The organism is Pseudomonas sp. SDO52101_S400 (assembly GCF_054071635.1).
Genome location: NZ_JBSVWF010000007.1, coordinates 152906 through 175949 on the forward strand (window position 1 = coordinate 152906; position 23044 = coordinate 175949).

A 23044-nucleotide genomic window follows, 5' to 3' on the forward strand; every position below is an offset into this window, starting at 1 on the left:
AATCGTCCGTCAAACGGCCTCCCGTCTCCGGTCCTCTCGTGGACACCGGGCAAACTTCGCCCGGTAGCTGCGGGTGAAATACGACGGTGATTCAAACCCGCAGGCGATGCTGACTTCCAGCACGCTCATGTCGGTCTGGCGCAACAGTTGCCGGGCCTTTTCCAGTCGCAAGCGCAGATAGAAATTGCTTGGTGTGTCGTTCAGGTGCAGGCGGAACAGGCGCTCCAGTTGCCGCCGCGTCACCTTGATCGATTCCGCCAGTTCCAGGGTGGTCAGCGGCGGTTCGCTGTGCTGCTCCATCTCGCCGATCACATGCACCAGTTTCTTGTTGCTGATGCCGTAGCGCGTGGCGACTTCCATGCGCTGGTGGTCCTTGCGCGGGCGAATCCGCCCCAATACAAATTGCTCGCTGACCTGGATCGCCAGTTGCGGGCCGTGGGCCTGGGCGATCAGGTCGAGCATCAGGTCGATGGAGGCGGTGCCGCCGGCAGAAGTGATGCGCCGACGGTCGATCTCGAACAGCTCCTGGGTGACGCTGAGCTGTGGATAAGACTCCTTGAAGGCGTCGATGGCTTCCCAGTGCAGGGTCAGGCGATGGCCATCGAGCAGGCCCGCCTCGGCGAGGACGAAGCTGCCGGTGTCGATAGCGCCGAGGGTCACGCCTTCGTTGTCCAGCCGTCGCAGCCAGTGCCCCAGCGCCGGGGTGGCGAACTTCAGCGGTTCGAAACCGGCGACCACCAACAGCGTCGCCCCTTTCTTCAGCGGCTCCAGCGCCGCATCGGCGTTGACCGACATCCCGTTACTCGCCAGCACCGCCCCGCCATCGGCACTCAATACGTGCCAACGGTACAGCTCGCCGCGAAAGCGGTTGGCCACCCGCAGCGGTTCGATCGCAGAGATGAAACCGATGGCGGAAAAACCCGGCATCAACAGAAAGTAGAAATCCTGGGACATGGCGCGCACTCGAATCGCGGGTAGCGTGCAACGTTGATACGCCAGTTGTCGGCGGCATTCAAGAGCACAGGTCGCTGCAGTGCAAGAGCTGGTCGCCGCAGTGCGTTTTCAGCGGGGAGCAGCTGCGTAACTTGGCATCACCGGCGCATCAGACACCGGAACCCACAATAACGACCTGCCGAGGAACCCGACATGAAACGACTGATCAGCAGCTGTGTTCTCGCACTCAGTGGTACCGCGTTTTTAAGCGCCAGTGTCATGGCGGCCGAACCTGCCTCGTGCCAGAACGTGCGCATGGGCGTCGTGAACTGGACCGACGTGATCGCCACCAGCGCCATGGCCCAGGTTCTGCTCGACGGCCTCGGCTACAGCACCAAACAGACCAGCGCCTCCCAGCAAATCGTCTTCGCCGGGATCCGCGACCAGCGTCTGGATCTGTTCCTCGGCTACTGGAACCCGCTGATGACCCAGACCATCACCCCGTTCGTCGACGCCAATCAGGTCAAAGTCCTCCAGGCCCCGAGCCTCAAGGACGCCCGCGCCACCCTCGCCGTGCCGACCTATCTGGCGGACAAGGGTCTGAAAACCTTCGCCGACATCGCCAAGTTCGAGAAGGAGCTGGGCGGCAAGATCTACGGCATCGAGCCAGGCTCGGGGGCCAACACTCAGATCAAGGCGATGATCGCCAAGAACCAGTTCGGCCTCGGCAAGTTTCAGCTCGTGGAATCCAGCGAGGCCGGCATGCTCGCCGCTGTCGATCGCGCCGTGCGCCGCAAGGAAGCCGTGGTGTTCTTCGGCTGGGCGCCGCACCCGATGAACGTCAACGTGCAAATGACCTACCTGACCGGCAGCGACGACGCCCTCGGCCCGAACGAAGGCATGGCCACCGTATGGACCGTCACCGCGCCGAAATACGCCGAACAATGCCCGAACGTCGGTCGCCTGCTGAGCAACCTGACGTTCACCGCCGAAGACGAGAGCCGGATGATGCAGCCGCTGCTCGATCACAAGGACGCTTTCGAATCGGCCAAACAATGGCTCAAGGATCACCCGCAGGACAAACAGCGCTGGCTCGAAGGCGTGACCACCTTCGATGGCAAACCGGCGGCTGAAAACCTCCAGCTCACCAGCAAATAAACCTCGATTGAAAAGCCCCTCACCCTAACCCTCTCCCGGAGGGAGAGGGAACCGACCGACGTTTCGCAGCCCGCCACGGGCTGCGAACAGACCCATCACGCCTGAAGGAAAATGCACCATGAACCACGACGTCATCATCACCTGCGCACTCACCGGTGCTGGCGACACGACCGCCAAGAGCCCTCACGTGCCGGTCACCCCGAAACAGATCGCAGCAGCCGCCGTCGAAGCCGCCAAGGCCGGCGCCACGGTCGTGCACTGCCACGTCCGTGACCCGCAGACCGGCAAGTTCAGCCGTGACGTGGCGCTGTACCGCGAAGTCATGGAGCGCATCCGCGAAGCCGACGTCGACATCATCGTCAACCTCACCGCCGGCATGGGTGGCGACCTGGAAATCGGCCCGGGGGAGAACCCGATGGAGTTCGGCCCGAACACCGATCTGGTCGGCCCGCTCACACGTCTGGCCCACGTTGAAGAACTGCTGCCGGAAATCTGCACTCTGGATTGCGGCACCCTGAACTTCGGCGACGGCGACACCATTTACGTCTCCACCCCTGCGCAACTGCGGGCCGGCGCCAAGCGCATAACCGAGCTGGGCGTGAAGGCGGAGCTGGAGATTTTCGACACCGGTCACCTGTGGTTCGCCAAACAGATGATCAAGGAAGGCCTGCTCGACAACCCGCTGTTCCAGCTGTGCCTGGGCATCCCGTGGGGCGCGCCAGCCGACACCACCACCATGAAAGCCATGGTCGACAACTTGCCGGCCGACGCGGTGTGGGCGGGTTTCGGCATCGGCCGGATGCAGATGCCGATGGCCGCGCAAGCGGTGCTGCTCGGCGGCAACGTGCGGGTCGGTCTGGAAGACAACCTGTGGCTGGACAAAGGCGTGCTCGCGACCAACGGCCAACTGGTCGAACGCGCCAGCGAGATCCTCAGCCGCCTCGGCGCCCGCGTGCTGACCCCGGCTGAAGGTCGCAAGAAGATGGGCCTGACCCAGCGCGGCTGAAATCACCCTTTCCCCCGGTGGGCGGGCCATTGACGCCCACCGTTTTTTTGCCTCATTCCAGGAAGTGACCATGAGCTTTATCACCGAAATCAAAACCTTCGCAGCACTGGGCAGCGGCGTCATCGGCAGCGGCTGGGTCGCCCGCGCCCTCGCCCATGGCCTCGACGTGGTGGCCTGGGACCCGGCGCCGGGTGCCGAAGCGGCGCTGCGCAAACGCGTGGCCAACGCCTGGGGCGCGCTGGAGAAAAACGGCCTGGCACCGGGCGCATCGCAGGATCGCCTGCGCTTTGTCGCGACCATTGAAGAGTGCGTGCGCGATGCGGATTTCATTCAGGAAAGCGCCCCGGAACGCCTCGAACTGAAACTGGAGCTGCACAGCAAGATCAGCGCAGCGGCCAAGCCCAATGCGTTGATCGGTTCCAGCACCTCGGGCCTGCTGCCCAGCGAGTTCTACGAGAGTTCGACGCACCCGGAACGCTGCGTAGTCGGCCACCCGTTCAACCCGGTTTACCTGTTGCCACTGGTGGAAGTGGTCGGCGGCAAGAACACCGCGCCGGAAGCCGTGCAGGCCGCGATGAAAGTCTACGAATCCCTCGGCATGCGCCCGTTGCATGTGCGCAAGGAAGTGCCGGGGTTCATCGCCGACCGCCTGCTCGAAGCGCTGTGGCGCGAGGCGCTGCACCTGGTCAACGACGGCGTGGCGACTACCGGTGAAATCGACGACGCGATCCGCTTTGGCGCCGGTCTGCGCTGGTCGTTCATGGGTACGTTTTTGACCTACACCCTGGCCGGTGGCGATGCCGGCATGCGCCACTTCATGTCGCAGTTCGGCCCGGCGTTGCAGTTGCCGTGGACGTACCTGCCGGCACCGGAACTGACGGACAAGCTGATCGACGATGTGGTGGATGGCACCAGCGATCAACTGGGCCGGCACAGTATTTCGGCGCTGGAGCGCTATCGTGATGATTGTCTGCTGGCGGTGCTTGAGGCGGTGAAGACCACCAAAGAGAAGCATGGGATGAGTTTCAGCGAGTGATGTGTCTGGCTTGAAACCGCTGCCCTCACCCTAACCCTCTCCCAAGGGGAGAGGGAACTGACCGCGGTGAATGTACGAGCTACACCGACCTGAAAGTCCCGAGTCGAACTCAAGACCCGAAATACGTGCGATCGGCTCCCTTTCCCCCTCGCCCCCTTGGGGGGAGAGGGCTGGGGTGAGGGGGTAAATCTCACAACCACCAAACATCCAACTGCCGGAATTCAATAATGCCGTCTCTAACCACCTACCAAACCCGAATCATCCCCGACTGGGTCGACTACAACGGCCACCTGCGCGACGCCTTCTACCTGCTGATCTTCAGCTACGCCACCGACGCCCTGATGGACCGTCTCGGCATGGACAGCAACAATCGCGAAGCCAGCGGCCACTCGCTGTTCACCCTCGAACTGCACCTCAACTACCTGCACGAAGTGAAACTCGATGCCGAGGTTGAAGTGCGCACGCAGATCATCGGCCACGACCAGAAACGTCTGCACCTCTATCACAGCCTGCACCTGGCCGGCGGTGACAAGGAACTGGCCGGCAATGAACAGATGCTGCTCCACGTCGACCTCGCCGGGCCGCGTTCCGCACCATTCACTCCAGACACCCTGGGCCGCCTGCAAGCCATCGTCGCCGAGCAGGCCGACCTGCCCGCCCCCGTCTACATCGGCCGGGTCATCGCCCTGCCCCCAGCCCGGTAAATCCATCCAACGCAAGGAGCCGCCATGCAAACCGCCGTTGCTGTTGCCGATTTCCGTACTTATCCGTTGATCAGCGCGCTGAACGGCGTGCAGAACCTGGCGGATCGCGTCCTGATTGAATGGGCCGACGGGCGTGTCAGCCCGTTCCACCATGTGTGGCTGCGGGACAACTGCCCGTGTCCGCACTGCGTCTACAGCGTCACCCGCGAGCAAGTCTTCGAGATCGTCGATGTGGCGCAGGATCTGTCGCCCTCAGCCGCGCATATCGACACCGACGGTTGTCTGCGTATCGACTGGCAGGACGGCCACCTCAGCCGCTTCGATGCCGGATGGCTGCGGGCCCACGCCTATGACGACGAGTCCCGCGCCGAACGCCTGGCCGCCAAACCGAAAGCCTTTCTCTGGCGCAGCGATTTGCAGTTGCCGGTGTTCGACTATGCAGCGCTGATGAACGACAACGCCGCGCTGCTGCAATGGTTGCTGGCAGTGCGCGACATCGGCCTGACCCAGGTGCGCGGCGTGCCCACCGAGCCCGGCGCGCTGAAGTTGATCGCCCAGCGCATATCGTTCATCCGCGAGAGCAATTTCGGTGTGCTGTTCAATGTGCAATCCAAGGCCGACGCCGACAGCAATGCCTACACCGCTTTCAACCTGCCATTGCACACGGATCTGCCGACCCGCGAGCTGCAACCGGGGCTGCAGTTTCTGCATTGCCTGGTGAACGACGCCGAGGGTGGCGAGAGCATTTTCGTCGACGGCTTTGCAATTGCCGAAGCCTTGCGCCAGGAAGATCCCGCGTCGTTCAAGGCGCTGTGCGAGATCCCGGTGGAGTTTCGCAACAAGGATCGCCACAGCGACTATCGCTGTCTCGCCCCGATCATCGCCCTGGATGCCTTGGGCCGGGTTGTAGAAATCCGCATGGCCAACTTTCTGCGCGGCGCGTTCGACACGTCGGTGGAGCAGATGCCCCTGCTGTATCGCGCTTACCGGCGCTTCATCGCCATGACCCGCGAGCCGCGCTTTCGGCTGATGCAGCGGCTCAATCCGGGTGAGCTCTGGTGCTTCGACAACCGCCGCACCCTGCACGCGCGCAATGCGTTCGACCCGACCACCGGGGCCCGGCATTTTCAAGGCTGCTACATCGACCGGGACGAGTTGCTGTCGCGGATTCTGGTATTGCAGCGCTAGACCGCGTCATCATTCTTCGCGAGCAAGCCCGCTCCCACATTTCACCGCGTTCCCATGAATGAACGCGGTCACCTGTGGGAGCGGGCTTGCTCCGGGCGGCGTTCCGACGAAAGCGTCAGATCCAGCAACACACCTCTCCCGGATTCGCAGGCAAAAAAAGCCCCGATACAAGCCGTGACAGGATCGGGGCGAGGGTACTGTTGAGGAGCTGCCATGCCGAGGGTGACCAAACCTTCGTGAAGCGAGCTGAAGCCAGTGTGCCCACTCCCCTGACCGGCGAGTTAGCCGAAAACGACCTGTTCATAGCCGTCGCGGCCACTGCGACAAATCGCCCTTGCCGTGCCTGTGCAGGCCTACCAGAATCGAGTCACGACCTCCGTTGCCGAAGAAGGATTCGCGTCATGATGTATGCCGATTTGATCGATCAGGAAGACCTGTTGGGCCAACTCAAGTCGTTGGGATTCGAAGTACCGTCGGGCTCGTCTGCGCAGCAGGCCTGCGAGTGCGCCGTGCGGGGCCTGGACGATGTGCGGGCCAATACGCTGCGCACCATGGTCAAGCAGATGTACACCAGCAGCGCCAGCATTCAACCGACTGTGCGTGAAGCCATCGACAAGCAGTTGCTGCCGGCCCTGGCGCAGTATCAGCAAACCCGCAGCGCCTGATATCTGAACGAAAAAAAGATTGCAGCCTGCGACAGTGCCTTTCCTGAAGGCGCTGTCGCAGGCTGCGATCGTTCGTTTTAGAGACGCACGCTGGCGAAGGTCGACTCGTTGCGCGCCTGGCTCAGTGCCGACATCGGCCCGGACAGCGGCGACATCACGATGGCCTGTGGCAGCGGCAGCATCGCCACTTGTTGGGTGGTGTTGGAACCGACGCGCTCGTCACGCGGCGGAATGCCGAAGTATTCGCGGTAGCACTTGGAGAAGTGCGGCGTCGACACGAACCCGCAGACCGATGCCACTTCGATGATCGACATCGGCGTCTGCTTGAGCAGTTGCCGCGCACGGATCAGGCGCAGTTTGAGGTAGTAGCGCGACGGCGAGCAGTGCAGGTATTTCTGGAACAGGCGCTCGAGCTGGCGACGGGACACGGCGACGTACACCGCCAGTTCGTCGAGGTCGATCGGCTCCTCCAGGTTAGCTTCCATCAGCGCGACGATTTCCTGCAGTTTCGGCTGATTGGTGCCGAGCATGTGCTTGAGCGGCACGCGCTGGTGATCCTGCTCATTGCGGATGCGCTCGTAGACGAACATTTCCGAAATCGCGGCGGACAGTTCACGGCCGTGATCGCGGCTGATCAGGTGCAGCATCATGTCCAGCGGCGCGGTGCCGCCGGAACTGGTGAAACGGTTGCGGTCGAGGGTGAACAGACGAGTGCTCATCGCAACGCGCGGGAAAGCTTCCTGCATCGCCGCCAGACATTCCCAGTGCACGCTGCAATCGAAGCCGTCGAGCAGGCCGGCGCAAGCCAGGGCCCAACTGCCGGTGCACACGGCACCGAGGCGACGGGACTGGCGCGCCTGGCTCTGCAGCCACGAGACGTGTTCACGGGTAACAGTGCGTTGAATGCCGATCCCGCCGCACACGATGATGGTGTCGAGGGCCGGGGCTTTGTGCATGGAGGCGTCGGGGGTGATCTGCAGGCCGTCACTGGCCCAGACCTGGCCACCGTCGACGGTGAGGGTGGTCCAGCGATACAGCTCGCGACCGGACAACTGGTTGGCCATGCGCAGTGGCTCGACTGCGGAAGCCAGGGAAATCAGCGTGAAATTGTCCAGCAGCAGAAAGCCGATGGATTGAGGCGCACGGTTCTGGGGTTGAGCCCCGGAGTTGAACGACGTCATCGCGGTATCTCCTCACACAAAGCGGGTGATGGCCTCAGGCGGAGGCTCTTGTTATTGCCATCGTTCTCTTGCGTGAGACGGGGCTTTGTTATGACAGAGCAATTGCCATGCCTAAAATTGAATGGCCGTTCAATAACTCCTGAAAACGACGTCGCGACGCGTCTATACAAGCCGTCCGACGAAAGGTAATTCGAAGTGCCATCAGCGGCGGTGAAAGCCCTGCCCCGAAGCCCGTGAGCAAATCGGTAGCACTTGTGGGAACTGGCCTGCGCACGATTGTAGGACAGTGTCACCGCAGGCACGGGTGACGGACGGTCAGCAGCGCCCATCAGGCGCTGGAGGTGGGAAAGGCTCTTATCTGATTGCGACGCGCCAAAAGGTGGCGCGTTTTATATCGGGTGCTCACTTGGTGCGCAGTTTTGACTGGTCTGGCGTTATCGGGGAATCAGCACTCCACCGCACTGACCGCCAACCCGCCTCGCGAAGTCTCTTTATATTTGTCATGCATGTCGGCGCCGGTATCGCGCATGGTGCGGATCACCCGATCCAGCGAAATAAAGTGCTGACCGTCCCCACGCAAAGCCATCTGCGCCGCGTTGATCGCTTTCACCGCCGCAATCGCATTGCGCTCGATGCACGGCACTTGCACCAGGCCACCCACCGGATCGCAGGTCAGGCCAAGGTTATGCTCCAGGCCGATTTCCGCCGCGTTGCACAATTGCTCAGGGCTTGCGCCGAGGATTTCCGCCAGCCCCGCCGCCGCCATTGCACAGGCGGAGCCGACCTCGCCCTGGCAACCGACTTCGGCACCGGAGATCGAAGCATTCTTCTTGCACAGAATCCCTACCGCCGCCGCCCCGAGGAAATAATCGACCACGTTGGCGTCGGTCACCGCCTCGCTGAACTTCATAAAGTAGTGCAACACCGCCGGAATGATCCCGGCCGCGCCGTTGGTCGGTGCCGTGACCATGCGCCCGCCGGCAGCGTTCTCTTCGTTCACCGCGAGGGCGAACAGGTTGACCCACTCCATGGCGCTGAGAGTCGAGCCGATCACGTTGGGCTTGTTCAATTCCTGAAGGCTGCGGTGCAGTTTCGCCGCACGCCGACGCACATTGAGGCCGCCGGGCAGGATGCCTTCGTGCTTGAGGCCCTGCTCGACGCAATCCTGCATCGCCCGCCACAGCTTCATCAGCCCGGCGCGGATTTCCTCTTCGCTGCGCCAGACCTTTTCGTTGGCCATCATCAGCTCAGCGACACGCAGGTTGTTCTGCTTGCACAACTCCAGCAGCTCGACGGCGCTGGAGAAGTCATAAGGCAATTCGGTGCGATCCAGATCCACCACACCGCTGGACGCCTGCGCCTCATCGACAACAAAACCGCCGCCGACCGAATAGTAGGTGTCGCGATGAATCTCGCCGTGATCGCCTTCGGCAACCAGGGTCATGGCGTTGGGATGGAACGGCAGGTTCTCGTCGATCAGACGCATGTCGCGGGCCCATATAAAGGGCACCGACAAACGACCATCCAGTAAAAGAGTGTGGGTTTCGCGCAGGGCCTGGATCCGCGGGCCGATCTGCGACGGGTCGATTGCGTCCGGCCACTCGCCCATCAGGCCCATGATCACCGCGTTGTCGCTGCCGTGACCGACACCGGTGGCCGACAGTGAACCGAACAGCTGCACCTCGATCCGCCGCACTTGTTCCAGCAGGAATTTGTCGCGCAGAGACTCGACGAACAGCGCCGCGGCGCGCATCGGTCCGACGGTGTGGGAACTGGACGGGCCAATGCCGATTTTGAACAGGTCGAAAACGCTGATAGCCATTGATGCAGAGCTCCTGAGAGTGCCGTCCGGGGCGTGAAGCGCCCGCTGGCGGAGCTGCTACGCTCAAGCTGCGATCCGCCGGAATGCCCGCATCATCAGGCTTTTCCCGGGTCGCTCGGCGTCTGACACCGACGCACTCATGCCCACTAGCGCCGTGCCGGTTTGCGCCCGTGTTTTCGCCGTTTTTATGCGGTTCAGATGGCCAAACGGGGCTGAAAAAAGCTGTAAACGACGTCACCGACACTGGATGCGACCATCCCTGTACTGGATACGACGCACCCTGTAGGCGTCAGATTTTCACTGGTACATGATCGTATCGACTCGATTGCAAGGCGCCGTGGTAGAGCTGTCTCCAGAACGCCATCCAACCGCAACCTATAAGTGCGGTGGTCCAGTCGGAACACTGCCAAAAAAAACACCAAGGAGTCCATCCATGAAAGGTTCCCCGTCGTTGTTGTTGGCCGCCATGCTGAGTCTGCCGTTACTGGCTCAAGCCGCAGAACCGGCACAGTGCAGTACCGTTAACTTCTCCGATGTCGGCTGGACCGACATCACCGCAACAACCGCGACCACCAGCGTGGTGCTCGACGCCCTCGGCTACAAGACCAAGACCACCATGATCTCCGTGCCCGTGACCTACAAGTCGCTGGCCGACGGCAAGAACATGGACGTGTTCCTCGGCAACTGGATGCCGACCATGGAAAACGACATCAAGGCCTACCGTGACGCCGGCACCGTGGAAGTCGTGCGCACCAACCTCAAGGGCGCCAAATACACCCTCGCCGTACCCCAGGCGCTGTACGACAAGGGCCTGCATGACTTCGCCGACATCGCCAAATTCAAGAAAGAGCTCGACGGCAAGATCTACGGCATCGAGCCTGGCAACGACGGCAACCGCCTGATCCAGAGCATGATCGACAAGAACGCCTTCGGCCTGAAAGACGCCGGTTTCAAGGTCGTCGAATCCTCCGAGGCGGGCATGCTCTCGCAGGTCGACCGTGCGCAGAAGCGCGACACCGCCGTGGTCTTCCTCGGCTGGGCACCGCACCCGATGAACAAGCGCTTCAAGATTCAATACCTGACCGGCGGCGACGACTTCTTCGGCCCGGATTTCGGCGCGGCCACCGTCGCGACCAACACCCGCAAGGGCTACGTCGAAGAATGCAGCAACGTCGGTCAGTTGCTGAAGAATCTGGAGTTCACCGTCGACATGGAAAGCACCCTGATGGGCAACATCCTGGACGACAAGATGAAGCCTGACGCGGCCGCCAAGGCCTGGCTGAAAAAGAATCCACAGGTGCTCGATACCTGGCTCGCTGGCGTGACCACCATTGACGGTAAACCTGGCCTGGAGGCCGTGAAAGCCAAGCTCGCGCAGCCTTGAATTAAGGAGCATCGCTTATGCCGGGCGGCGTACGCCGTCCGGGCTGTTTATTTCCTTGCATGCGGACGTTCACTACCATGCTGATTGATCAGAAAATCCCTTTAGGCCAGTACATCGCGGGCTTCGTTGAATGGTTGACGCAACACGGCGCCAGCACCTTCGACGCAATCGCCGTGACCCTGGAAACGATGATCCACGGCGTGACGTTTGCGCTGACCTGGTTCAACCCGCTGGTGTTGATCGGCCTCATCGCTCTGCTCGCGCATTTCATTCAACGCAAATGGGGCCTCACCGCCTTCGTGGTCGCCTCCTTTCTGCTGATCCTCAATCTGGGGTACTGGCAGGAAACCATGGAAACCCTCGCCCAGGTCATGTTCGCGACCCTGGTCTGCGTGGTCATCGGCGTGCCGCTGGGCATCGTCGCCGCACACAAGCCGATGTTCTACACTTTGATGAGGCCGGTGCTCGATCTGATGCAGACCGTACCGACCTTCGTTTACCTCATTCCTACCCTGACCCTCTTCGGGCTGGGCGTGGTTCCGGGCCTGATCTCCACGGTGGTGTTCGCCATCGCTGCGCCGATCCGCCTGACCTACCTGGGCATCCGCGATGTCCCGGAAGAACTGATGGACGCCGGCAAGGCCTTCGGCTGCTCGCGTCGCCAACTGCTTTCACGGATCGAACTGCCCCACGCCATGCCAAGCATCGCGGCCGGCATCACCCAGTGCATCATGCTGTCGTTGTCGATGGTGGTGATTGCGGCACTGGTGGGCGCCGACGGACTCGGCAAACCGGTGGTCAACGCACTGAACACTGCTGATATCGCCCTGGGCTTCGAAGCGGGCCTGGCGATCGTACTGCTGGCGATCATGCTCGACCGTATCTGCAAACAACCCGACGCAAAAGTAGGGGGTGACGCATGAGCATAATCCGCTTCGATAACGTAGACGTTATCTTCGCCAAGGATCCACGCGAGGCACTCAAGCTGCTGGATCAGGGCATGACCCGTAACGAGATCCTGAAAAAGACCGGGCAGATTGTCGGCGTTGAAAAAGCCAGCCTGGATATCGAGAAAGGTGAAATCTGCGTACTGATGGGCCTGTCCGGCTCCGGCAAATCCAGTCTGCTGCGCTGCATCAACGGCCTCAACACCGTCAGCCGAGGCAAGCTGTTCGTCGAGCACGAAGGCAAGCAGATCGACATCGCGTCCTGCACCCCGGCCGAACTGAAAATGATGCGCACCAAGCGCATTGCAATGGTGTTCCAGAAGTTCGCCCTGATGCCCTGGCTGACGGTGCGCGAGAACATCAGTTTCGGTCTGGAAATGCAGGGCCGTCCTGAGAAAGAACGGCGCAAACTGGTGGACGACAAGCTTGAGCTGGTGGGCCTGACCCAGTGGCGCAACAAGAAACCCAACGAATTGTCCGGCGGTATGCAGCAGCGTGTAGGCCTGGCCCGTGCGCTGGCGATGGACGCCGACATTCTGCTGATGGACGAACCGTTCTCGGCCCTCGACCCGCTGATCCGTCAGGGCCTGCAGGATGAGTTGCTGGAACTGCAACGCAAGTTGAGCAAGACCATCGTGTTCGTGAGCCACGACCTCGACGAGGCGCTCAAACTCGGCAGCCGCATCGCGATCATGAAAGACGGTCGGATCATCCAGTACAGCGTGCCGGAAGAGATCGTGCTCAACCCTGCGGACGATTACGTGCGCACCTTCGTCGCCCACACCAATCCGCTGAACGTGCTTTGCGGTCGCAGCCTGATGCGCACGCTGGACAACTGCAAACGCATCAACGGTTCGGTGTGCCTGGATCCGGGCGGCGACTCCTGGCTGGATCTGGCCGAAGGCAACACCATCAAGGGTGCACGCAAGAACGGCTCGGTACTCGACCTGCAGAACTGGGTGCCGGGACAAGCTGTGGAGGGCCTCGATCGTCGTCCGACACTGGTGGACTCGAACATCGGCATGCGCGACGCGCTGCAGATTCGTTATCAGACCGGCAACAAGCTGGTGCTGCACGACAACAATCATGTGGTGGGGATTCTTGGGGATAGCGAGCTGTATCACGCGCTGCTCGGGAAGAACCTGGGGTAAGACGGGATGAAAAAAAGGGATCGCGGTGAGCGATCCCTTTTTTATTGGGTCAGGGAAAGCCCCCTCATCGGAACGCCGCCCGCCTAGCCCTCTCCCAGAGGGAGAGGGAACCTACCGAGTTGTCTTTCGCTATACATCGACCTGAAAGATCAGAGTCGATTATGGATTCAGTAAAACTCGTTCAAGTCGGCGTAGTTCTCAAGCATCCCCCAATCAGTCCCCTCTCCCTCCGGGAGAGGGATAGGGTGAGGGGGAGCTTTTGATCTTAGCTGTACACCCGGCCAAGGAGCTGCCGATGGCTTTCAAACTGATCGAGCACATCACGAGTGATCTGATCCTGTGTGAAACCCATCAGGTCGTAATCCTGGCTGCCGTTGTGCAGATACACCTCGGCGCGGTAGTAACGCTGGCGCGCTTCATCGGACTGGGCCGATTCGGTCGGAGTCGCCAGATAGCCGTCAAGGCTCACTTCGTAGACGAAAGGGTTGCCCTCTTCCATCTCGACGCGCACGCCCATGCAACGCTTGGATTTACCCAGCAGCGTCTGCACTTCCAGGCCTTGGGCACGCAGCTGGGCAGCCGCATCGTCCAGCGCCGGGGTGACGTGTTTGTCCATGAAGCGTTGCACCACCGACTGGCTCGGTTGCAGATCCAGCTGAGTCAGGCGCTCGCTGAAACCACGACGACCGCGTTCAGCCAGTTGCGCCTGCTCCTGTTCGATCTGCATGTCCTGACGCATGGCCTTGTGCAGGCCGAACATGAAGCACACCAGCACCACCGAGAACGGCAGACCGGCCAGCACCACCATGGTCTGCATGGCTTCGAAGTTGCCGGCGAACAGCAGGCCGATGGTCACCAGGGTAATCACGACCGACCAGAAGATCCGCAGCCAGTGCGGCGCGTCTTCATCGACGGTGCCGCCCTTGCAGGAAAGGTTGGCCATCATCACCGCGCCGGAGTCGGCCGGGGTCAGGAACAGCACGAAACCTACAAAGATCGACACACCGATGACGACTTTCGACGCCGGGTAGTGTTCAAGCAACTGATAGATCGCCATCGACGGCTGTTCCAGCGCCGTCTTGCCAAGCTCCACCGCCCCATGGTTCATCACCAGGTCCAGTGCCGAGTTACCGAAGATCGACAGCCACGCCAGGGTGAAACCCAGCGGAATCAGCAGCACGCCGGCCACCAGTTCACGCACGGTACGACCACGGGAAATCCGCGCGATGAACATGCCTACGAATGGGGCCCAGGAAATCCACCATGCCCAGTAGAACAGAGTCCACAGGCCCAGCCAGCGGTCGGACTTGGCACTGTCGCCTTCATAGACGTACAGGTCGAAAGTCTTCAGCACCACGCCGTTGAGGTAGTCGCCGATGTTCTGCACGAAGCCGTTGAGCAGGTGCAGGGTCGGGCCGAACAGCAGCACGAAAATCAGCAGGCCGCTGAACAAAATGATGTTGAGGTTGGACAGACGACGGATGCCGTTTTCCACACCGGACACGGCAGCGATGGTCGCCACCGTGCTCATCACGATGATCACGATCAGCAGGTTGGTATTGCTGTGCTCCATGCCGAACAGGTTTTCCAGGCCCGAGGACACTTGCAGCGAGCCGATCCCCAGGTTGGTCACCAGACCCAGCAGGGTCACGAACATGCCGAAACCGTCTACCGCATGACCGGCAGCGCCCTTGACCCAACGCTCGCCCACCAGCGGGTACAACGCCGAACGCAGTGCCAGCGGCTGGTTATGACGGTAAGCAAAGTAGGCAACGGCCAGACCGACCAGCGCGTAGATCGCCCAGCCGTGCAGGCCCCAGTGCAGGAAGGTCAACTGAACAGCCTGACGTGCCGCCAGGTTGGTAGCGGACGCACCTTCCGGTGGGTTGAAGTAGTGATCCAGCGGCTCGGAGGCGCCGAAGTACAGCAGCGAAATACCGATACCCGACGAGAACAGCATCCCCGCCCAGGCGCCGTAGCTGAAATCCGGGGTGTCGTCCTTGCTACCCAGTTTGAGCTTGCCGTAGGAGGAAAACGCCAGGCCCACCACAAATACCAGGTAAGCGGCGATCACCACCATGTAGTACCAGCCGAAGCTGCGGGACAACCAGGCCTGAGCCACTCCCAGCATTCTGCCGGCCTCTTGCGGGGCGATGATCAGAATGGCGGTCAACAACAGAATCAACGCGGTAGAGGTGTAGAACACCCAACCGTTGACCGTCACCTTCTCGGGCGGGGTCTTTATAAGCGAGGCAGAACTCATGGCACAAATGCTCCAGGCAGTGCGAGAGAAGAACACAAGGCAACACGGAACCCGACCAATCGGTTAGTTGGCAGCCGACCGGCGGGTGATATAAAGACACCCCGAAAAAAGCTTGAACCTGCAGAAATGGCACCGCGAATCGCCGTCGTGGCCGAAGGTCTGGACGTTCATCCGAAACCTGGCCGCGAGCGTCTTGCCCATTCAACACGTCCATCGAACGTCGAACCGCGCCTTGCCCCGCGCAGGTTTCGAGCATTTTCGGATGTCGGTTTATCGCCACTTACACGTAGGAAAAAGCTGTAGGCAGCGACGATTTGTCGCAGATCTTATTCTTTGTTGATTGAACGTTCAATCAAAACAAAATAGACTGGCCCTCAATCCGGCAGCCGTTTTTCGTCTGCCGGAAGGCCTAAGGAGATGTGCAAGATGCCCAAGGTCGGTATGCAACCCATCCGCCGCCAACAACTGATCGAAGCCACTTTGCAGGCCGTCGATCAGGTCGGAATGGGGGACGCCAGCATTGCGCTGATCGCCCGTTTGGCCGGTGTCTCGAATGGCATCATCAGTCACTATTTTCAGGACAAGAACGGCCTGATTGCCGCCACGATGCGGTATCTGATGAGTGTCCTCAGCGAGAATGTCACCGCGCGCCGTCAGGCGCTGGCAGACAGCAGCCCCCGGGCGCATCTGCAGGTGATCATCGAAGGCAACTTCGACGCCAGCCAGGTCAATGGCCCGGCAATGAAAACCTGGCTGGCCTTCTGGGCCACCAGCATGCACCAGCCGTCTTTGCACAGGTTGCAGCGGATCAACGATCACCGTCTGTATTCCAACCTGTGCTGCGAGTTCCGCCGTGTGTTGCCGCTCGAAGATGCGCGCACCGCCGCCCGTGGACTGGCAGCTCTGATTGACGGTTTGTGGTTACGCGGCGCGCTGTCGGGAGACGCTTTCGACACCGCGCAGGCGCAACAGATCGCTTACGAATACATGGATTTCCAATTGGCCAAGAAGGTGAGCTAGAGCACAGAGAAAACGCTCGGCCCCTGAACGCCACCGCAGCCTGATCGCGGTGGTCAACGCCAACCACTTATGCACTTGCGAGGACACTATGGCCCGTTTCGAACTGCAAAAACTCTACATCGATGGCGCGTACTCCGACGCCGGCAGCGATGCCACCTTCGAAGCCATCAACCCGGCTAACGGTGAAGTCCTCGCACACGTGCAACGTGCGACCAAGGAAGACGTAGAGCGCGCTGTCGTCAGCGCTGAAAAAGGCCAGAAAATCTGGGCCGCGATGACCGCCATGGAGCGTTCGCGCATCCTGCGCCGCGCCGTCGACATCCTGCGCGAGCGCAACGATGAACTGGCTGCTCTGGAAACCCTGGACACCGGTAAAGCGTTCTCCGAAACCAAGTACGTCGACATCGTCACCGGCGCCGACGTGCTGGAATACTACGCAGGCCTGGTACCCGCCATCGAAGGCGAGCAGATCCCGCTGCGTGACACCGCATTCGTCTACACCCGTCGCGAGCCGCTGGGCGTGGTCGCCGGTATCGGCGCGTGGAACTACCCGATCCAGATCGCCCTGTGGAAATCCGCTCCAGCCCTGGCGGCCGGTAACGCGATGATCTTCAAGCCAAGCGAAGTCACCTCGCTGACCACCCTGAAACTGGCCGAGATCTACACCGAAGCCGGCGTTCCAAACGGCGTGTTCAACGTACTGACCGGCAGCGGCCGTGAAGTCGGCACCTGGCTGACCGAGCACCCGCGCATCGAGAAAATCTCCTTCACCGGCGGCACCGACACCGGCAAGAAGGTCATGGCCAGCGCTTCGGCTTCGTCGCTCAAAGACGTGACCATGGAACTGGGCGGCAAATCCCCGCTGATCATCTGCGACGACGCCGACCTGGATCGCGCCGCCGACACCGCCATGATGGCCAACTTCTACAGCTCCGGTCAGGTCTGCACCAACGGCACTCGCGTGTTCGTGCCAAGCCACCTGAAAGCCGCTTTCGAAGCCAAGATCGTCGAGCGCGTTGCGCGCATCCGCGTTGGCAACCCGGAAGACGAAAACACCAACTTCGGCCCGCTGGTCAGCTTCCCGCACATGGAAAGCGTGCTGGGCTACATCGCCAAGGGTAAAGAAGAAGGCGCCCGCGTTCTGTGCGGCGGCGAGCGCATGACCGACGGCGAATTCGCCAAAGGCGCGTTCGTGGCACCAACTGTGTTCACCGACTGCACCGACGACATGACCATCGTCCGTGAAGAAATCTTCGGCCCAGTGATGGCGATCCTGACCTACGAAACCGAAGAAGAAGTAATCCGCCGCGCCAACGACACCGATTTCGGCCTGGCCGCCGGCATCGTCACCCGCGACCTGAACCGCGCCCACCGCGTGATTCATCAACTGGAAGCCGGTATCTGCTGGATCAACGCCTGGGGCGAGTCCGACGCAAAAATGCCGGTTGGCGGTTACAAGCAGTCGGGTGTCGGCCGTGAGAACGGCATCAGTTCGCTGAACAACTTCACTCGCATCAAATCGGTACAGGTCGAGCTGGGCGATTACGTCTCGGTGTTCTAAGACCCGATTCCTGTATTGCCTGCGAGGGCCTCTTCGCGGGCAAGCCCGCTCCCACAGGTTAGGTGACCTCCACCCAATCTGTGGCAGCCCCCAATCCTTGTGGGAGCTGGCTTGCCAGCGATTCGAGTGCGTAGCACTCGCCGAGGCCCGATCTGACCACATCTAAAGAGGGTGCATTCAATGTCCCAAGAATTCGATTACATCATCGTCGGTGCCGGCTCTGCCGGTAACACCCTGGCGACCCGTCTGACTGAAGACGAAGGCGTCACCGTCCTGCTGCTCGAAGCCGGCGGCCCGGACTACCGTTTCGACTTCCGCACGCAGATGCCGGCCGCACTGGCATTCCCGCTGCAAGGCCGTCGCTACAACTGGGCGTACGAAACCGATCCAGAGCCACACATGGACGGTCGGCGGATGGAATGCGGTCGTGGCAAGGGCCTCGGCGGTTCCTCGCTGATCAACGGCATGTGCTACATCCGCGGCAACGCGATGGACTACGACGGCTGGGCAAAACTGCCAGGTCTGGAAGACTGGACCTACCTCGACTGCCTGCCGTACTTCCGTAAAGCGGAAACCCGCGACATCGGTCCGAACGATTACCACGGCGGCGAAGGCCCGGTCAGCGTGACCACGCCGAAGGCAGGCAACAACCCGCTGTTCCACGCCATGGTTGAAGCCGGCGTGCAGGCCGGTTACCCGCGTACCGAAGACTTGAACGGCTACCAGCAGGAAGGCTTCGGCCCGATGGACCGCACCGTGACGCCGAAAGGCCGTCGTGCTTCCACCGCCCGTGGTTATCTGGACGTGGCCAAGAAGCGTTCGACCCTGACCATCGTCACCCACGCGCTGACCGACAAGGTTCTGTTCGAAGGCAAACGGGCCATTGGCGTACGCTACCTGGTCGGCGCTGCCGAAGAGCGCGTTGAAGCCCGTGCCCGTAAAGAAGTCATCGTCTGCTCCGGCGCGATCGCTTCGCCGCAACTGCTGCAACGTTCTGGTGTGGGTCCTGCGAAACTGCTGGAAAGCCTCGACATCCCGGTCGTTCACGATCTGCCGGGCGTCGGCGAAAACCTGCAGGATCACCTCGAGCTGTACCTGCAATACGCCTGCACCCAACCGGTCTCGCTGTACCCGTCGCTGCTCTGGTACAACCAGCCGGCCATCGGTGCCGAGTGGCTGTTCAACGGCACCGGCATCGGCGCTAGCAACCAGTTCGAAGCCGGCGGTTTCATCCGTACCCGTCCTGAATTCGAATGGCCGAACATCCAGTACCACTTCCTGCCGGTAGCGATTAACTACAACGGCAGCAACGGTGTGAAAGAGCACGGCTTCCAGGCGCACATGGGTTCCATGCGTTCGCCGAGCCGTGGTCGTATCCAGGTCAAATCCAAGGATCCGCGCCAGCACCCGAGCATCCTGTTCAACTACATGGCCACCGAGCAGGACTGGCAGGAATTCCGTGACGGCATCCGCCTGACCCGTGAAATCATGCAACAGCCTGCACTGGACGCTTTCCGTGGCCGTGAAATCAGCCCGGGCATCGAAGTGCAAACCGATGAGCAACTGGACAAGTTCATCCGCGAGCACGCCGAAACCGCGTTCCACCCGTCCTGCTCGTGCAAGATGGGCACCGACGAGATGGCGGTCGTGGACGGCCAGGGCCGCGTGCATGGCATGCAGGGTCTGCGTGTGGTCGATGCCTCGATCATGCCGATCATCACCACCGGCAACCTGAACGCGCCGACGATCATGATGGCCGAGAAAATCGCCGACAAGATCCGTGGCCGTCAGCCACTGCCGCGCAGCAAGGCGCCGTACTACGTCGCTGGCGATGCGCCGGTGAAAGGCAAGCCGATGCGTGATGTGAGCGCTGTTGCTCAGTAAACCGTAATACCGCGTCACGGCTAATCGCTGGCAAGCCAGCTCCCACAGGTTTTGCGTCGTTCACAGATTCTGTGACCACCAAAAAACCTGTGGGAGCGGGCTTGCCCGCGATGAGGCCATGCAACCCACTGCAAATTCTCCTGCTTCACAGTAAATCCCCCTACACCCCCTCTTCACTTGATCCTACCCCCACGCAGGCCTACTCTAGTCCTCGCGCAATCGTTTCACCCCTCCCCGCCGAATCCGCTTCGCCGCTACTCCCATAACAAGGAGGTTCCCTGATGTTCGATTTCCACCCCCAGCTCAAGCAGCGCTTCGCTGCCTTGCGCACGGGCGCCGAGTTTTTTTCATTGCGGTACGTACGCGAGTCCGGCCAGTACCTGTCGGTGCGCAAGAACGTCGCCGAGCCGCCGAGCCTGAGCCGCGACGAAGGTGCAATGCTCACCGTCCGGGTCAACGGCGTCGAAGCCTATGCCGCGACCAATGACCTGTCGCAACAAGGCCTGCAAGCCGCCCTCGAGCGCGCCGAGCAACAGGCCCGGCGGATCAAGCCCCACGCCCTGCTCGACCTGAGCCAGCAGCCGGTTTCGAGCGACCGCGCCGACTATTTTTCACCCAATCTGGAACAACCCTTCCCGTCCCTGAGCGAATGCTTCGAGCTGCTCGGCGCGGAATCTGCCTCGGTGCCAAAGGATGAGCGCCTGGTGAACTGGGAAGTGAGTATCGGCATCACCCACGTCGAACAGATCTACCTGAGCAGCGCCGGGGCCGAATTGCGCCAGGCCCAACGCTTCGTTTATCCAGGCCTGGACGTCACCGCCTACGACGGCAACGACAGCCAGACCCGCAGCCTCGGCCGCGAGAACTTCGGCCAGCAGGGCGGCGCGGACGTGATCAGCCGTTGCGGCCTGATCGGTGCCGGTCCGCAAGTCGCCGATCAGGCGCTGCAATTGCTGCTCGCGCCGAACACCCCGCAAGGTCCGCGCGACCTGCTGCTGATGCCTGACCAGATGATGCTGCAGATCCACGAATCCATCGGCCACCCGTTGGAGCTCGACCGGATCCTCGGTGACGAGCGCAACTACGCCGGCACCAGCTTCGTCAAAGCCTCGGATTTCGGCAGCCTGCAATACGGCTCGAAACTGCTCAACGTGACCTTCGATCCGGGCATTCCCGAAGAGCTGGCGAGCTACGGCCACGATGACGACGGCTCCAAAGCCAGCAAGCAGTTCCTGATTCACGAAGGTCTGCTGGTGCGGCCGCTGGGCGGTGCGCTGTCGCAGTTCCGCGCCGGCCTGGATGGCGTCGCCAACAGTCGCGCCTGCGGCTGGAACCGCCCGCCGATCGACCGCATGGCCAACCTCAACATCGAGCCGGGCGACCAGTCGCTGGAGCAACTGATCGGCAGCATCGAAAACGGCATCCTGATGAGCACCAACCGTTCGTGGTCGATCGACGATGCACGCAACAAATTCCAGTTCGGCTGCGAATGGGGCCAATTGATTGAAAACGGCGAACTCAAGGGCGTGGTAAAAAACCCGAACTACCGGGGCATTTCCGCGCACTTCTGGAAAAGCCTGCGCGCGGTCGGCAACGCTGGCACCACCCAGGTGCTGGGCACACCGAACTGCGGCAAGGGCGAACCGAACCAGGTGATCCGCGTCGGCCACGCTTCACCGGCCTGCGTGTTCAGCAATGTTGATGTGTTTGGGGGAGACGCCTGATGAGTATTTCCAAGAGCCAGGTCGAGGCCTTCAAGGTTCTGGTCAACTGGTTGCGCGATACCGTGCGCGAGCCGGAACAGTTCACCCTGAGTTACGACGCCGAATCGTCGGCCTTCGTACGCTTCAACCACGCCAAGGTGCGTCAGGCCGGGCAAGTGCAACAAGCCGGTATCGGTCTGAAACTGATCGACGACGGCCGACACGCCGACCTGCACATCACCCTGTCCGGCGAGCAGTCCACCGACCTGCAACGTTTGGCCGAAGGCCTGCAACAACTGCGCGAAACCCTGCCGCTGCTGCCGCAGGATCCCTACCTGCTGCTCAACCACAACAGCTGGCAGAGCAAGAATGTGCAGGAGCATCCGCTGCCGGACACCGAGCAGGTCGTAACTGAAATCGCCCAAGCGGCAGAAGGCCTGGACCTGGTCGGTTTCTATGCCGCTGGGCCGATCAGTCGTGGTTTTGCCAGTTCTTCCGGCGCATTCGGCTGGCATCAGGCCAACAGCTTCAACTTCGACTTCAGCCTGTTCCACGAGAACGGCGAAGCGGTGAAGGCCAGCTACGCCGGGCATGACTGGAACAGCGAAGACTTCGCCAAACGCATTCAGCAGGCCCGCGAACAGCTTGAGTTTCTCGGTCGACCGCTGCGCACCCTGCCGCCCGGACAATACCGCGCCTATCTGGCGCCGGCAGCCCTGGAAGAAATCATGGGCATGCTGTGCTGGGGCGGTTTCTCGGCGCAGTCGATTGCCAGCAAGAGCAGCCCGTTGCAGAAGCTGTATGCCGGCGACCAGGCGTTCAGCCCGCTGGTGTCCCTCGACGAGAAAGTCAGCGGCTCGCTGAGCCCGGCGTTTTCCGGCGAAGGTTACCCACGCAGTGATCTGCGGCTGATCATCGAAGGCAAGGCCGGCGAGCAACTGGTCGGTTCGCGCAGTGCTGCCGAATACGGTCTGACGGCCAACGGTGCCGGCGGCGGCGAATCGCCGAGCGCGCTGAACATGGGTGCCGGTGATTTGCCTCAAGCGGAGATTCTCAAGCAACTGGGCACCGGGTTGTACATCAGCAACCTTTGGTACCTGAACTTCTCCGATCAACCGGCGGCGCGCCTGACCGGGATGACCCGGTTTGCCACGTTCTGGGTCGAGAACGGCGAGATTCAGGCGCCGGTCAGCACCATGCGTTTCGACGACAGCGCCTACAGCCTGCTGGGTTCGCAGCTGGAAGCGTTGACCGCCGAGCGTGAGTTGCTGCTGTCGGCGAGCACCTATAGCCAGCGCAATACGTCGTCGGCGCTGTTGCCGGGGGCGTTGGTGAGCCGATTGACCTTGACCCTGTAAATCCCGGATCGGCGGAACACCGCAGATCTACTGTGGGAGCGGGCTTGCTCGCGAATGCATTGTGTCATTCAACACTTATG

The 23044-nt window shown here is 61.4% G+C and carries 18 protein-coding genes; 14 read left to right on the forward strand and 4 right to left on the reverse strand.

Annotation, left to right across the window (positions count from 1 at the left end):
• Positions 1 to 9: 9 nt before the first annotated feature.
• Positions 10 to 954 carry a GlxA family transcriptional regulator gene (locus ACW9HX_RS05560; RefSeq protein ID WP_457379800.1) on the reverse strand — a complete coding sequence of 315 codons (945 nt, stop codon included), beginning with the start codon at positions 952 to 954 and terminating at the stop codon, positions 10 to 12.
• Between the two features lie 192 nt (positions 955 to 1146).
• Between ACW9HX_RS05560 and ACW9HX_RS05565 the strand changes: the two genes are divergently transcribed.
• The 6 genes from ACW9HX_RS05565 to ACW9HX_RS05590 all read left to right on the forward strand — a co-directional run bounded on the left by ACW9HX_RS05565 (position 1147) and on the right by ACW9HX_RS05590 (position 6690).
• Positions 1147 to 2091 carry a choline ABC transporter substrate-binding protein gene (locus tag ACW9HX_RS05565; protein WP_457379801.1) on the forward strand — a complete coding sequence of 315 codons (945 nt, stop codon included), beginning with the start codon at positions 1147 to 1149 and terminating at the stop codon, positions 2089 to 2091.
• Positions 2092 to 2209: 118 nt separating this feature from the next.
• Positions 2210 to 3097 carry a BKACE family enzyme gene (locus tag ACW9HX_RS05570; RefSeq protein ID WP_011336296.1) on the forward strand — a complete coding sequence of 296 codons (888 nt, stop codon included), beginning with the start codon at positions 2210 to 2212 and terminating at the stop codon, positions 3095 to 3097.
• Between the two features lie 70 nt (positions 3098 to 3167).
• Positions 3168 to 4133, forward strand: a complete 966-nt coding sequence (locus ACW9HX_RS05575) for an L-carnitine dehydrogenase (protein WP_007959763.1) — start codon at positions 3168 to 3170, stop codon at positions 4131 to 4133.
• A gap of 227 nt (positions 4134 to 4360) precedes the next feature.
• Positions 4361 to 4837, forward strand: coding sequence for a thioesterase family protein (locus tag ACW9HX_RS05580; protein WP_457379802.1), 477 nt, complete (start codon positions 4361 to 4363; stop codon positions 4835 to 4837).
• A gap of 24 nt (positions 4838 to 4861) precedes the next feature.
• Positions 4862 to 6025 (forward strand): gamma-butyrobetaine dioxygenase, encoded by a 1164-nt coding sequence (locus tag ACW9HX_RS05585; RefSeq protein WP_457379803.1) that lies wholly within the window; start codon positions 4862 to 4864, stop codon positions 6023 to 6025.
• Between the two features lie 401 nt (positions 6026 to 6426).
• On the forward strand, positions 6427 to 6690 hold the full coding sequence (locus ACW9HX_RS05590; RefSeq protein ID WP_457379804.1) for a hypothetical protein: 264 nt from the start codon (positions 6427 to 6429) through the stop codon (positions 6688 to 6690).
• Between the two features lie 77 nt (positions 6691 to 6767).
• On the opposite strand, the gene gbdR is transcribed toward ACW9HX_RS05590, so the two are convergent.
• Together gbdR and ACW9HX_RS05600 are read right to left on the reverse strand one after the other, a co-directional pair.
• Entirely contained in the window at positions 6768 to 7871 is a 1104-nt protein-coding gene (gene gbdR, locus ACW9HX_RS05595) for a choline metabolism transcriptional regulator GbdR (protein WP_065260190.1), read from the reverse strand.
• A gap of 445 nt (positions 7872 to 8316) precedes the next feature.
• A complete protein-coding gene (locus tag ACW9HX_RS05600) occupies positions 8317 to 9693 on the reverse strand; it encodes an L-serine ammonia-lyase (protein WP_102619740.1) in 1377 nt (458 codons plus the stop codon).
• 433 nt (positions 9694 to 10126) lie between these two features.
• Between ACW9HX_RS05600 and ACW9HX_RS05605 the strand changes: the two genes are divergently transcribed.
• The 3 genes from ACW9HX_RS05605 to choV all read left to right on the forward strand — a co-directional run bounded on the left by ACW9HX_RS05605 (position 10127) and on the right by choV (position 13175).
• Positions 10127 to 11077 (forward strand): choline ABC transporter substrate-binding protein, encoded by a 951-nt coding sequence (locus tag ACW9HX_RS05605; protein WP_305835769.1) that lies wholly within the window; start codon positions 10127 to 10129, stop codon positions 11075 to 11077.
• Positions 11078 to 11154: 77 nt separating this feature from the next.
• Entirely contained in the window at positions 11155 to 12000 is an 846-nt protein-coding gene (gene choW / locus ACW9HX_RS05610; protein ID WP_104450084.1) for a choline ABC transporter permease subunit, read from the forward strand.
• Entirely contained in the window at positions 11997 to 13175 is a 1179-nt protein-coding gene (gene choV, locus ACW9HX_RS05615) for a choline ABC transporter ATP-binding protein (RefSeq protein ID WP_096817748.1), read from the forward strand. The genes choW and choV overlap by 4 nt, the downstream gene beginning before the upstream one ends.
• A 265-nt stretch (positions 13176 to 13440) precedes the next feature.
• On the opposite strand, the gene betT is transcribed toward choV, so the two are convergent.
• On the reverse strand, positions 13441 to 15438 hold the full coding sequence (betT, locus tag ACW9HX_RS05620) for a choline BCCT transporter BetT (protein ID WP_457379805.1): 1998 nt from the start codon (positions 15436 to 15438) through the stop codon (positions 13441 to 13443).
• 426 nt (positions 15439 to 15864) lie between these two features.
• Here betT and betI point away from each other — a divergent pair, with 426 nt between their 5' ends.
• The 5 genes from betI to ACW9HX_RS05645 all read left to right on the forward strand — a co-directional run bounded on the left by betI (position 15865) and on the right by ACW9HX_RS05645 (position 22964).
• Positions 15865 to 16458 (forward strand): transcriptional regulator BetI, encoded by a 594-nt coding sequence (gene betI / locus ACW9HX_RS05625; RefSeq protein WP_085688616.1) that lies wholly within the window; start codon positions 15865 to 15867, stop codon positions 16456 to 16458.
• A gap of 88 nt (positions 16459 to 16546) precedes the next feature.
• The gene (betB, locus tag ACW9HX_RS05630; protein ID WP_457379806.1) at positions 16547 to 18019 is read left to right on the forward strand and encodes a betaine-aldehyde dehydrogenase; all 1473 of its coding nucleotides are present in this window, start codon (positions 16547 to 16549) and stop codon (positions 18017 to 18019) included.
• Positions 18020 to 18199: 180 nt separating this feature from the next.
• Entirely contained in the window at positions 18200 to 19903 is a 1704-nt protein-coding gene (betA, locus tag ACW9HX_RS05635; RefSeq protein WP_457379807.1) for a choline dehydrogenase, read from the forward strand.
• Positions 19904 to 20184: 281 nt separating this feature from the next.
• On the forward strand, positions 20185 to 21627 hold the full coding sequence (locus ACW9HX_RS05640) for a TldD/PmbA family protein (RefSeq protein WP_457379808.1): 1443 nt from the start codon (positions 20185 to 20187) through the stop codon (positions 21625 to 21627).
• Positions 21627 to 22964 (forward strand): TldD/PmbA family protein, encoded by a 1338-nt coding sequence (locus ACW9HX_RS05645; RefSeq protein WP_457379809.1) that lies wholly within the window; start codon positions 21627 to 21629, stop codon positions 22962 to 22964. Before ACW9HX_RS05640 ends, ACW9HX_RS05645 begins: the two co-directional genes overlap by 1 nt.
• The last annotated feature ends 80 nt before the right edge of the window (positions 22965 to 23044 follow it).